The organism is Mesorhizobium sp. HAY1-8B (assembly GCF_056868045.1).
Window position 1 is genome coordinate 2,542,865 of sequence record NZ_CP200321.1, and the last position, 13,979, is coordinate 2,556,843.

7 protein-coding genes are annotated in these 13,979 nt (G+C 58.7%); all 7 read left to right on the plus strand.

Annotated features, from left to right (window positions below):
- The first annotated feature begins 1 nt into the window (after position 1).
- Positions 2-4,135 carry an Ig-like domain-containing protein gene (locus AC1VON_RS12040; RefSeq protein WP_483122455.1) on the plus strand — a complete coding sequence of 1,378 codons (4,134 nt, stop codon included), beginning with the start codon at positions 2-4 and terminating at the stop codon, positions 4,133-4,135.
- Positions 4,136-4,556: 421 nt separating this feature from the next.
- Positions 4,557-5,213 (plus strand): hypothetical protein, encoded by a 657-nt coding sequence (locus AC1VON_RS12045; protein ID WP_483122457.1) that lies wholly within the window; start codon positions 4,557-4,559, stop codon positions 5,211-5,213.
- 17 nt (positions 5,214-5,230) lie between these two features.
- The gene (locus AC1VON_RS12050) at positions 5,231-9,286 is read left to right on the plus strand and encodes an Ig-like domain-containing protein (protein ID WP_483122462.1); all 4,056 of its coding nucleotides are present in this window, start codon (positions 5,231-5,233) and stop codon (positions 9,284-9,286) included.
- Between the two features lie 92 nt (positions 9,287-9,378).
- On the plus strand, positions 9,379-11,166 hold the full coding sequence (locus AC1VON_RS12055) for a type I secretion system permease/ATPase (RefSeq protein WP_483122466.1): 1,788 nt from the start codon (positions 9,379-9,381) through the stop codon (positions 11,164-11,166).
- 3 nt (positions 11,167-11,169) lie between these two features.
- Positions 11,170-12,489, plus strand: coding sequence for an HlyD family type I secretion periplasmic adaptor subunit (locus AC1VON_RS12060; protein ID WP_483122470.1), 1,320 nt, complete (start codon positions 11,170-11,172; stop codon positions 12,487-12,489).
- Between the two features lie 583 nt (positions 12,490-13,072).
- The gene (locus AC1VON_RS12065) at positions 13,073-13,399 is read left to right on the plus strand and encodes a DUF736 domain-containing protein (RefSeq protein WP_113190782.1); all 327 of its coding nucleotides are present in this window, start codon (positions 13,073-13,075) and stop codon (positions 13,397-13,399) included.
- A gap of 292 nt (positions 13,400-13,691) precedes the next feature.
- Positions 13,692-13,973: a helix-turn-helix transcriptional regulator gene (locus AC1VON_RS12070; protein WP_483122475.1), complete on the plus strand. Its 282-nt coding sequence runs from the start codon at positions 13,692-13,694 to the stop codon at positions 13,971-13,973.
- Positions 13,974-13,979: the final 6 nt, after the last annotated feature.

The following is a 13,979-nucleotide window of genomic DNA, read 5'->3' on the forward strand; positions in this document are numbered from 1 at the left end:
CATGGCTACGAATCATGACTTGGAATTGCTGGAAGAAGGGCTGGCGATTTCTTCCGTGGAGCACTCTTATCTAAGCAAAATGCTTTCTGCCGGAGATCGGGGTGGCTTCTATTCGACCTACTATGCGATGGCGAGCAGTGTCGAGGATCATGTGGGATCCGGCGCGGATGAGGCCGCGCTGCAAACCAAGGTCGCCTCCTTCAGCGACGATGTCGGCGCCATTGCATTTCTTTCAAATGTGGTGCTGCAGGAGAGCCTGGGGAATTCGGTTTATAGCGGTATCTACTTTCTGTCGCAGCAGGTCGCTGAGTCGGCGCACGACTATATGCAGCGTGTCGAGACGGGAGAGGGCGGCGCCGGCGGGCTCCTGACGAGCCGGTATTTCTTTGAATCCGCAGTTCAGGCCTGGTCCGAGGCCGGTGAGGCCCCGCATTTTCCAGGAAATTTGCTTTCGTTACTTGATAGTGGAGGGCAGCCCGTCGCCGAAGCTGTCGCGGCGGTGCTCGACCTTGTGCTTGTCGTCCAGGGTAAGATTCAAAATGAGCAGGAGTTTACGCGGCTTGACCTTCTCGATTTCATTTCGGCCGGGAATGGCAGCCACGCCGGTGTCCGTTCGGCTGCACTTACGACCCTGTTTGTCGGCGCGACAACGCAATCCCTGGGAAAGGACGTGTCCGATTACAGCAACCTCAGTGGCTATCGCACGGTTACATCCATTGATGGCCAGTTCGAATATGCAGTAAACGAGGCCACCGGAAAAACGGTTGCGGTGAGCGACCTTGGTCTGCTCGGCTCTCAAACCTACTCTGAAATGTTGCTGGAACTCGCATCGCCTTTCCTGTCCACCGTGCTCAGCGTGCCCGGATTGAACTCATTGTATTCCGCGCTGGACGCATTGTTCGAGCCTTTTGTTCCCGCTGGCAACGACTGGACGTCGCTCACCGAGTTGACCGTTTTTGGCACTTATGACGGCGATCGCAATACCGAAGCCCAGGAGAATGTCTTCGACCAAGCCGTGCATGGGACGTTGAACCACACGGCCACGTCCGGTGCGGACGTCTTGTTCGGGACCGACACGACGTTGGGATTTGGTGGTGCCGACACGATCTCGGGCGGGCAGGGCGATGACGCGATCTTCGGAGCCGGAGGAGACGATACGCTGCTCGGCAACGAGGGCGCGGATATCCTTTATGGGCAGGCCGGCGTTGACACTTTAACCGGTGGCGCCGGCAACGACGTCGTCAAGGGCGGAGCCGACAACGACACGTTGACGGCAGGCGATGCCGCTACTGCGCCGGGGGATCTCTACGGCGGCGCGGACGATGCATCCGACATTCTGGTCGGCGGGCAGGGCGACGATACGATCGTGGCCCGCGGCGGCAACGACATCCTGATCGGCAACAGCGGCAATGACACCTTTTATCTGGGAGAGCGCGAGGGGCCAGCCGGCGGTTCTACCCAGGTTCTGTGGGGAGGGGATGGAAGCGATTCATTCTATTTCGAAGATGGCGGGAACGTTCTGTTCGTCTATGCCGACAGCATCGGTACGGAGCTGCTTGAGAACCTGGACATTGGGGCTCTGAAATCCATGCTTTCAGAGGGCTTGTCCGAGCCGGTAGACTATGTCGTGATCAACCCGGACGCATCGGATAAATTCTACCACAAGGGTTTGCTTGTCACGGATATCAACGTCACTTCTTCGACAGAGAACTATATCGGTAGTGAAACTGGAAACGTCCAGTTCTGGTATCACAATGATTTTTACGATCGCGATGTCTATGCGCCGACGGTTGTTGTCGAAACGAATGAGGATTTAACCTACAGTGAGTTCATCTCATCATCGCAGTATCTATTTGGAAGCACTTCCACATTCCAGGTCATAGGAGAAGCTACCACCGAGGGCAGCATTTTCGAGTTTGGCAAGTACTACAATGAAGTGACCGTCGGCCAGATCGGCGACGAGGGACGCACACTGTCATTCGCGGGTTTCGTAAATGATGCCGCCGGGTTCAATTTCAATGGCAATGCGCCTCAATTCCATTCGGTCACGGTGACGACGCAATACTCGATCGACATGACGAACGCGTTGGTTCGCGACTACCATCTCAACGCCGACGGAACATTGAGCACGTCATTTTGGACGCCAATTCCCACCAGCGGTGTTTTGTCGACTGAAACGACGACGGATGATAGCGCCAGCCTGAAGGATGTGCACTTTGACAACGGCTCAAAATACGCGATCGATTTGAGCGACTTCCAACTGGGCGCAGGCGGGCCGGCTGTTCCTCCTCCGTCTCCGCCGCCTGATCCGCAGCAGCCGACCATCCATGATGACCAACTGCAAGGAACTCATGACGATGATCAGGTCAGCGCCTTGGACGGCAACGATATCGTCGTTGCCGGCGACGGCAATGACCAGGTCAATGGCGACGGTGGCGCTGACGTCATTTTCGGCGGCAACGGCTCCGACGCTTTGCAGGGAAACCAGGGTGACGACCAGCTGTTCGGCGGCGATGGCTCCGATACGCTCGGCGGCGGCGACGGCCAAGACTTGCTTGCCGGTGGTACCGATGTTGATGCGCTGACCGGAGGCGGCGGTAACGACCGCCTCGACGGTGGTGATGGAATTGATACTGCATTCTATGATCTGAGCAGATCGGCCGTCACGATAGCTGCCCTGGGGAACGGGCTGTATACAGTATCGACCGGAAGCGAGACGGACCATCTCACGAACGTTGAATTGCTCCACTTCAACGATGGTCTGTATGATATCACGGATCCCGATGACCCCATTGGCGGCGAGCCATCGACCGATTGGACTGCCGCCGACGACCGTTTCTGGACCGGTTTTGAGACGTCGACCGTGGTCGACATCACGGCGAACGACACGATCCCCGGCGGCGCCAACTACAACGCCTATATCTACGAGCAGCCCGACCACGGATATGTGTACTGGAACGGCACCGGCTACACGTATGAGCCCGATGCCGGGTTCACCGGCGTCGATTGGTTCTATTATGGGCTGTTCGATGCCGACAACAACGATCAGAACATGACACCCGACAATCCCGGCGTCGCCATCGTGCATGTCGGCCAGACGGTCGATCCCAATGACCACACCGGTGTCACCGGATCGGTCGGCACCGGAAACTCGACCTATTTCGGCGGCTCGAGCTTCGACGACACGGCCCTGTTTACCGGCGGCAACACGTCCTTCGCCGACGGCAAGGGCGGCGACGACACCATGGTCTTCTCGGGCGATGTCGCCGACTACCGCCTCCAGGGCAATGACGACCATTTCTGGGTCTACAACTCGGCCAATTCAGCCGTGGACGTGATCGAGATCACCAATTTCGAGCAGCTGAAGTTCGCCGACACCGGCAAGATTGCGCTATCGGACATCATCACCGCCGCCGGCCACGAGCCGGGTGATGTCTGGCCGGATTCGAGGCCGATCAATGTCCCGCACGCCAACGGCAGTGCCTGGGTGGCCAACGACGATCGCTACTGGACGACGGCCGGAACGGCTGTGGTGCTCAACATGACCGGCAATGACACCATCCCCACCGGGGCGCATTACAACGCCGCCGTCTGGGATCAACCACAGCACGGAACCATCGGCTTCAACGGAACTGATTACGTCTACACGCCTGACGCCGGCTTCACCGGGGCCGACTGGTTTACCTATGCCCTGACCGACCCGGACAATGGCGACCAGGTCAAGACCGACGTTCCGGGCTTCGGCGTCATCCATGTCGGGCAGGCTTACGATCCCGGCAACAATCAAGGCGTTTCCACGTCCGTCGGCGCTGGCGGCTCTTTCGGTGGCTCGCGCTTCAACGACACCGTCAATTATAGCGCCGGCAACGGACCCTATATCGACGGCAAGGGCGGCGATGACATCATCGTCTTCAACGGCGACATCCAGGACTACCGCATCCAGGGCAACGGCAGTTCCTTCTGGATTTACAACGACAGCAACCCGAGCCAGTCCGAGACGATCGAGTTCACCAATGTCGAATACATCCAGTTCAACGGCACGGCTGCCCTTTCGCTAAGCGATATCATCGCCGCCGCAAACCACAGCCCAGGCGACTTCTGGTTCGATTCCGAACCCATCGGTGGACTGGTCTGATCAACAAAGACGGCGCCGCTAACCGGCGCCGTCTCGACCTCGCGGCGCCGTCTGGGCGCCTCGCGGCAAACTTTCGCTAGGGCTGGGACACATTGGGCAAACAGGGCACCACGGCTTCATTCGCCAAGAGCATCTTCGACATCGGGCTCTTCTCAGTGATCATCAACGTATTGTTTAGTCAATTGCATGAAGTAAATAGTCAGGAATTGCGATTCATACTGCCAAGACATTGACCTTTCTAACCTGAGCAGCGATGGTGAATAACTCTAATACGTTAAACTCATCTATCTAAATTAGCATTCCATTACATAACTCTTTGCACCTCGTCGATTTGACGAAATTCCGCAAGTGATGGGTTCGGTTACGTCTTTGAAGAGGGGCCGCGGTGAAGTTAGGGCAGGCAGGATCCAGGACTCCGCTGGTGATGGCGGTGCTCGGGTCTATCGGGTTGGTGTGTGTGTTTGGGGTGGCCATTGTGATGAGCGATGCGCTTGATGTCATGAGGCACATTTGGCCCGGCGTATCGATGGCGCCCTCAACGAGCGATGAACCCTACGACTTGCAGTTCCGAAATCGTCGCGCCGACAAAGCCAATGACATGCCTAAAGTAAGCGAATGGATATTGGCCCCGCCGCGAGCCTTTGTTTTTGACAAGCTTGGCTCCAACGGCTCAATCAATGATTCGAAAAGCGGAGGAGAGACGTTCTTCGGTGCTAACCTAGCGGCCAATTTATCGACAGATGATGAAACGCTCATTGCCACGACTAAAGTGGCGAAAGAACTTCGCCGCAGCCGCGCAATGGTCATCTATATCACCAACTTCCCGTCCCATCCCGGGCTCGTCCGCGCGGGTGGGTGCATACCACAAGAGCGGCGCAGTGAAGCGATAGGGAGCCAGTCGCCGGATATTCCATGCACCGACAGCAACTATATGTGCAAGATTCAAATGCCGGTCGACGGCTGGGATGTCAGCGTCTCTGCCACGTTAGATCTCTATAAATCCCCGGAGCATGTCTGCGCAGTGGTGCGGCGCTACCTGGATCAATACACGACAAAACGCGACAAAATCGAATTCTAATCTCTCAGGAGCGGCTAATGACAATGAAATTACCGGCGCTTTCGGCAGACGGCAATTTACAGCTGACTTCGCTCGAAATGGATTTGTTGGACAGTAATCTGAAGGCACATGACCGCGGCGGATTTTACCTCACCTACAATGCTATGACCAACAGCGAAGAAGCGTCCCTGCAGGCGCGCATCGCAACGTTCTCCGGTTCGGTCGGCGGGGCGGCGTTTGGCGCAAACCGACTTGGTCAGGAAGACATAGGTCCCGGAACTGAGGACGGGCGCTATCCGGGTATCTATCTGCTCTCTCAAGAGATTGCGGAAAGCGCATATTCGAGGATCGAGCTTCGCTTGCCCGATAATGCCGGCTTTCTGGAGAATTTGGATTTCTTCGATAGCGCCCGACAGGCTTGGATAAATCGCGGCGTTGTCGACTACTTTCCTGGCAATCTAGTCGACGCCTCACTCAACGTCCTAAGTGAGATGGCCTCCGCGTTCGCTGCGGCGTTTTCGGCGAAATGGGCCGATTCCAGCGAAGAAGATGACGCCCATCGTTTAAAATCGTCGGTTGACGGTGCCTTGACGCGTTTGGATTCGCTCTTCACGCCAGGTGCCATGCTGTCGGTGTTCGCAACGCTTGTCTATGACAGGTTCGAAAAGCAGCCATCCAACATGTCGGGCGGGCAATACGTTCAAGGGCCTAATGGATTTCAAATCTATGTGGGCGCCGACGGGCACGTCCAGGGCGCTTTCCTGCACGACTACAACGATACTCTCGTCGAGGCTACGGGAAACGCCCTTGCGACCGCGCTGAATATCAGCCTCCAAGGCATGGAATCCATTCTGACTGAAGGGCAACTCTTTTCCCATATTATCGCTGATCGAATTGCGGAGAAGATATGGCCCAGCGCCTATGGTGATGTTGATCCGGGGCATTCAAATGAAAGCCATACCGGAAGTTTCAACGGAGACGAACAGCCGCCGCTTCCTATCACCGAGAATGACCCTGACAGGTCGATATGGCGGGCCGCAGGCTCGGATGGAAACGATACGCTGCAAAGCACCTCTAGCGAAGAGCTTGACGGGGGCAAGGGCAATGATGCGATTTTCGGGCGCGACGCCTCCCTGCTGGGTTTGACTTTCGGCATAGACCTTCTCAAAGGCGGTGAAGGTGACGACATCATTTGGGGCAAGGGAGGGGATGACAAGCTCTTTGGCGACGCCGGCAATGATGTCATCAGAGGGGGTGACGGCAAGGATATCCTGATCGGAGGGGCCGGGATCAATATACTTGAGGGCGGCGAAGGTGACGATACGTTTGCGGTCGGACAAGGCATCGACTTCATCTTTGGCGCCGAGGCCGACGACCGAATGGGTTTCCAAGCGTCTCTGATCGATATTCAAAAGACAATGCAGGAAGATTATCTCGATGACGTTTCTTACGGGAAAGGGATAAATGACGCCGAAAATTTCCTCATTCCCATTATGGGTGGAATCGCCGGATGGCATCACACAAATCAAACGCTTCGAGCATTCAGGCCCTATTCCGGCATGGACGGCCCTGCAGAGGATGTTGTCGATCATTATTTTGACGAATATGCGGGCCTTTCGTCCGATCATCAAGTTTTTAACGGCATAGACGTTATAGATACGATATTTTACAAGCCTTACTACACAATTACATATCATTTGTACGACACGAATAAAGACTATTATCTCGATCAGTACCTATCCTACATAAATGCGTTTGACGGCGAAAATGCCATTGCCGAGGGTGACCTCGTGGTCGAGGTCAATTTTTACTCGGTGGATGGACCCTACTATCCGATTGGAAATTATCCGTACGACACCTCCTATATCATCGTGAAAGATTACCAAGCCGGTGATCTTGGCATCACGCTCAGTGACGTCGAAGGGAATGTCATTTCACTCGATGACAGTTTAACGCCGGAGAGTAATTTCGACGATCCCCGCGTTGCTCAAGCCGTTGCTGCGATCAACAATTATGGAGAGTATATCGATATAACTGGGCCGAGCGGGCCGGGCGATCCTGATGACCCTATGCATCCCGTCGATCCCGTCCATCGCATTCCGAGCACTCCCGATGACGACAATATCGTTGGAACGTCAGGCCGTGACGAGACCCATCCTGGCGACGGCGACGATACGGTGTCGATGGGTGCTGGTGACGACAGGATCATTGCGGCATCAGGCAGGGGCTTCGATCACTACGACGGTGGTGCCGACATCGATACGATCTTGTTCACGTCAGCGACTCATGCGGTCACCGTCGACTTGGCGGTCGGCACGGCGGCGGGCGTAGACATTGACCAAGACACGCTCATCAACATCGAGAATGTGATCGGTGGCAGTGGGGACGACACGGTCTCGGGCGATGTCAATGCGAATGTCTTGTCTGGTGGCGCTTCGGGCAATGATGTGCTCGAAGGCAAGGGTGGGAACGATGTGCTTCAGGGAGGGAGCGGCAGCGATACGTACATTTGGAATCTGGGCGACGGGAACGACCTGATTGGCGACCATGGCGTTTCAGGTGATACCGATGCTCTCCATCTGGGCGTGGGCATTCTGCCAGCAGAGGTAACAGCGGCCCGAACAGGCGACGACATTGTGCTGAGCTTTGATGGCGGTGAGCACATCACGATCACCAATCAGTTTGCTGGCGACGGGATCGAGTCGGTCAGCTTCGGTGGTGGCGTCAATTGGACGCGCGAGTACCTCGAGGGGCTCGTTGACGACGGCCATTCCTGGACTGCCGCCGACGACCGTTTCTGGACCGGTTTTGAGACGTCGACCGTGGTCGACATCACGGCGAACGACACGATCCCCGGCGGCGCCAACTACAACGCCTATATCTACGAGCAGCCCGACCACGGATATGTGTACTGGAACGGCACCGGCTACACGTATGAGCCCGATGCCGGGTTCACCGGCGTCGATTGGTTCTATTATGGGCTGTTCGATGCCGACAACAACGATCAGAACATGACACCCGACAATCCCGGCGTCGCCATCGTGCATGTCGGCCAGACGGTCGATCCCAATGACCACACCGGTGTCACCGGATCGGTCGGCACCGGAAACTCGACCTATTTCGGCGGCTCGAGCTTCGACGACACGGCCCTGTTTACCGGCGGCAACACGTCCTTCGCCGACGGCAAGGGCGGCGACGACACCATGGTCTTCTCGGGCGATGTCGCCGACTACCGCCTCCAGGGCAATGACGACCATTTCTGGGTCTACAACTCGGCCAATTCAGCCGTGGACGTGATCGAGATCACCAATTTCGAGCAGCTGAAGTTCGCCGACACCGGCAAGATTGCGCTATCGGACATCATCACCGCCGCCGGCCACGAGCCGGGTGATGTCTGGCCGGATTCGAGGCCGATCAATGTCCCGCACGCCAACGGCAGTGCCTGGGTGGCCAACGACGATCGCTACTGGACGACGGCCGGAACGGCTGTGGTGCTCAACATGACCGGCAATGACACCATCCCCACCGGGGCGCATTACAACGCCGCCGTCTGGGATCAACCACAGCACGGAACCATCGGCTTCAACGGAACTGATTACGTCTACACGCCTGACGCCGGCTTCACCGGGGCCGACTGGTTTACCTATGCCCTGACCGACCCGGACAATGGCGACCAGGTCAAGACCGACGTTCCGGGCTTCGGCGTCATCCATGTCGGGCAGGCTTACGATCCCGGCAACAATCAAGGCGTTTCCACGTCCGTCGGCGCTGGCGGCTCTTTCGGTGGCTCGCGCTTCAACGACACCGTCAATTATAGCGCCGGCAACGGACCCTATATCGACGGCAAGGGCGGCGATGACATCATCGTCTTCAACGGCGACATCCAGGACTACCGCATCCAGGGCAACGGCAGTTCCTTCTGGATTTACAACGACAGCAACCCGAGCCAGTCCGAGACGATCGAGTTCACCAATGTCGAATACATCCAGTTCAACGGCACGGCTGCCCTTTCGCTAAGCGATATCATCGCCGCCGCAAACCACAGCCCAGGCGACTTCTGGTTCGATTCCGAACCCATCGGTGGACTGGTCTGATCAACAAAGACGGCGCCGCTAACCGGCGCCGTCTCGACCTCGCGGCGCCGTCTGGGCGCCTCGCGGCAAACTTTCGCTAGGGCTGGGACACATTGGGCAAACAGGGCACCACGGCTTCATTCGCCAAGAGCATCTTCGACATCGGGCTCTTCTCAGTGATCATCAACGTGCTGTTGCTGGTGATGCCGCTGTTCATGATACAGGTCTATGACCGGGTGCTGCCGGCGGCCAATGTCGACACACTTGTCTATCTGTCCATTATGGCGGTTCTCGCTCTGGCTTTTCTCGGGCTGTTCGAGGTGGTCCGCTCCGTCTACTCGCAGCGGGTTGCCGCGAACCTCGACCGGAAGTTCGCATCGAGCGCTTTTGCGGCATCATTGCGCTCCCCTCGTGCGGACGCCGGCGATATTCAGGCTTTGCGGGAACTCGGGACAGTCCGTGCTTTCGTTGCCTCCCGCGGGCTCAGCACGCTTTTCGACCTGCCATTCGTGCCGCTGTTCATCGTGCTTTTGGCGTTGATCAATCCGTATCTCAGCCTTCTCACCATCCTTGGCGCCGCAATCATGCTGATCTTGGTTGTTCTGACCCAGATCGCCAACAGCAAGAACTCCGCAAAGGCCTCCGAGCACTCCGCCAGGGCCAACCTCACGGCCCAGGCATTCGTTCGAAATGCAGAGACAGCGCGCGCCATGGGCATGAATGGAAATATCACCGAAGTCTGGGGCAAGAGCTTTGGCGATGCGCTGGAGACCCAGGACCGCGCAGCCGCTACCAGCGCAGTGTTCAGCGGCATCTCACGATCCACGCGCATGTTGCTGCAGCTTGCCATCCTCGGGCTCGGAGCCTGGCTGGTCCTGCAGGGCAAAATGACCGCCGGCATGATCTTCGCATCGTCCATTATTTCTGGCCGCGCCCTGCAGCCCCTCGACCAATTGATTGGTGGCTGGCGTCAGATCATCGACGCGCGGCAAGCCTGGTTTCGCCTCAAGAAGATCTTGCCCGATAGCGCCGAAAGGGCCCCGGCGAGAATCCAGCTTCCCGCTCCATCGGGCCGGCTGACCGTGCGCGACCTTGTGTATGTACCGCCCGGATCGGTGCCCGGAGCCGAGCCGGTCATCAAACGGCTGAATTTCGAGATCCGCGCGGGTGAGGCGATCGCCATCATCGGTCCGAGCCGAGCTGGCAAATCGACCCTGGCGCGGCTCCTCGTAGGAGCGGTTTTTCCCAACTCCGGTACGATAGAGATGGACGGGGCCGACCTACGGACATGGGACGAAGCCCAGCTTGGACGCTCCATCGGCTATCTCGCCCAAGACATCCAGTTGCTGCCAGGCACAATCGCCCAGAACCTTGCCCGCTTCGATCCCAATGCTGCCGACGAAGCGGTCGTCGAAGCCGCCAAGCGAGCCCAGGCGCATGAGTTGATCCTTGCGCAGCGCGAGGGATACCAAACACCGCTCGGCGCCTCGAACGGCGCGCTGTCCGGCGGCGAACGACAGCGTGTCGGTCTTGCACGCGCATTCTACGGCAACCCGCGGATCCTGGTCCTCGACGAACCCAACGCCAACCTCGATCAGGAGGGTGAGCAGGCGCTGGGAAGAGCACTGACGGAGGCGCGCCAGGCCGGAACGACGACCGTGGTTGTTACCCACCGGCTTTCCTTGGCTGCGACTTGCGATCGGGCGTTGCTGCTTCGCAATGGCGTCATCGAGATGCTCGGTCCCAGCGGCGACGTCCTCAACCAGCTCGCCGGGGGCGCAACACCGAAGCGACCAGTGCAGCAAGTGGAGCTCAATGGGAAACCGCACGTGGCTTCCTTCAGCACGGCCAGTCAAGGCAGCGGACGCTGGAACGGACCGCTCAGCACGAAACAAGGTTAGGCCATGGCGACGGCTGTCTTCGAATGGGAAAAAAGAATCCGGTCGCACACGGCCACAGTCGCGCTAGCCGGGTACGGCGCCATAGCCTTGCTCGTGGGGTGCTTCGGCTTTTGGGCCGCGACGGCTCCGCTGTCTGGAGCTGCCGTAGCCCACGGCGCAATTTCCGCGTCCGGCCGTAACGTGAGAATCCAACACCTGGAAGGCGGGATCATCCGCCAAACGTTGATCGAGGAAGGTGACCGCGTGAAAGCAGGCCAGGAATTGATTCTGCTTGATGACACCACGGCCAAAACCCAGGTCAACCGTCTGTCCAAGCAGTTTGTTTCCCTATCGGCCAAGGCCCAACGCCTAGTCTCTGAACGCGATGGCGCCACAGCTCTTGAACTGTCCGAGAGCCTGCGACAAAGCGCTGACGACAGAGACCTTTCCAATCTTATTGAGGAGCAGCGCAAAGAGTTTGTCGCGCGGCTGAGCCGCTTCAACTCGGAGCAAGACATCCTCAACCAGCGCGTCTCGACGCTGCGGGAATCCCTGGTGGGCCTATCAGCGCAGCGAAAGGCGATCGAGAGCCAGTTGACGATCGTTGCCGACGAACTCAGGCGCAAGAAGGCACTGGTCGACCAAGGCCTGACAAACCACTTCGAGTACACCCAGATTCAGCGCAACCAGGCAGATCTCATCGGCCAAGCGGGGTCGATTGAGTCTGAACTCGCATCAACACGCAGCCAGGTCGTCGAGGCCAAGGAACAGATCGAGCGCAGCAAGACCCAACGGGTCGAGCAGGCAGTCAGCGAACTGTCAGAGACGCGGACATCGCTGGCGGACATCGAAGAACAGCTCGCCGCCGCGCAAGCGATCCTGTCGAGGACGACTATTCGCTCCCCAACCGACGGGATCATCGTCTCGGCCGTCTACAGTTCGCCGGGAGCTGTCGTTGCACCCGGCGAGAAGGTTATCGAGATCCTGCCCACCGGTTCCAATCTGATCGTCGAGGCGAAACTCAGCCCGCGAGACATCGACTCGGTCCATGCTGGACAATCCGCGAGGCTCAAACTGACGGCCCTCAACACGCGCCTCACCCCGGACGTGGCCGCAACGGTCATCAACGTATCGGCTGACCGTTTGATGGATGAAAACACGCACGAGCCCTACTATCGGGCCAAGCTGCGGATCACCGACGACCTTCCCATCCCTGTCACCGCGGAACAACTCTACCCTGGCATGCCGGTCGAGGCCTTCATCAGCACCGGTGATCGGACATTCTTCGAATATCTGGTCAGGCCGATATTGGACTCGTTCAATCGAGCGTTCGTGGAGCGGTAGCGACGCCTTCTCGACCATAGCAAATAGGGGCGTAAAAGGCGGAAGCATCGGAATGCCCGCCAGTAGTGGCCATGAAGAGTCGTCGGCAACATCTAGGTTGCCGGGACCCCCATTTGAATGTCCGTAGTCGCTTCTTGGAGGCCCGAAGCTGCCAGTCTGCTTCCGGCCCCAAACAGGACCTTCGTAGTGTGCTGACGTATGCGCTTGGCACCGGATGGGCAAACGCATTGATGCGGGGCAAGCCATTGTAGGCTGACGTCCTGGCGAACCAATCCGCTTTGTCTCTGAGCCACCGATGCCGCCATTGCCTCCGTCTCTCATTTCGCAGAGCACCCCAACGACCTCTCGAACGGGCTGATCTGGCCGAAGGACGGCTGAAGCCTCGACCGCCTATGCCGCAATGGCGCGTCGCGCGTTTCTTCCCCTGGGCAAAGCCCATTCCTCGCGCAACCAAGAAACGCGCGCCGGCGCCATCCTCCGCTTCGCTGCGGCCGCAAGCGATGCGGCGGCGGTCGCCTTCGGCCTCACGATCGCCGTCGAGGTCGCATGGTGCGGGCTCGGAAACGAAAAACGGAGACTGAAAATGGCTACCATCGGCACTTTCAAGAAGACCAATGCGAACGAGTTCACCGGCGAGATCGTCACCCTCAGCGTCCAGGCCAAGGGCGTGCGCATCGTCCCCGACACCCGGGCCAGCGGCGAGAACGCTCCAAGCCACCGCGTGGTGGTCGGCAAGGCCGAAATCGGCGCCGCCTGGTCCAAGCGCTCCAACGAGGGCCGCGACTATCTCGGGCTCAAGCTGGACGATCCGAGCTTCACCGCTCCGATCTACGCCAACCTCTTCGCCGACGAGGAAGGCGAGGGCCACAGCCTCATCTGGTCCCGCCCTAACCGCCGCAACGGCGAGTGAACTGGCCAACGCCTCGCCCGTACCGGGCGAGGCGTCTTCTGCCGGTGACGCGGAAGCTTTGCGCGCCGCGGGCTGCCATCACCGGGCTTCCTGTCATCAGATTCGTTGCTTGATGCGCGAAGATGGTCGAGCGCGGCTATCACAATTGCTGCGCGCGCCGGCGCCATTGCCTGAAGGCCTCTTGGCGGTGCGAAATAGGGCCCCGCAATTGCGCACCTGATCACCGTCCCCACGCTCCTCCATCCTGGCCATGGATCGCCGTTCAATCGCGACGGCCGCAAGGAGACACTCCATGAATACCGACGCCGCGCCATTGCCGCCGCGCTACCTGCGCACTTCGGAAGCAGCGCATTTCCTCAGTCTTTCGGCGCGTACGCTGGAGAAACACCGCACCTACGGCACCGGGCCTGCCTATCGAAAACTTGGCGGCCGCGTCGTCTACGCCGTCGACGACCTCCTAGCCTGGGCCCAGCGCGGCGCCATGACCTCGACATCCGATCCGCATGGCTCTGTGCTGCCCGCCAAGCCTCAAGCCGCCCGCCTGATCGCCTATGCCGGGCGCGAGAGGCGCTGACGCGGC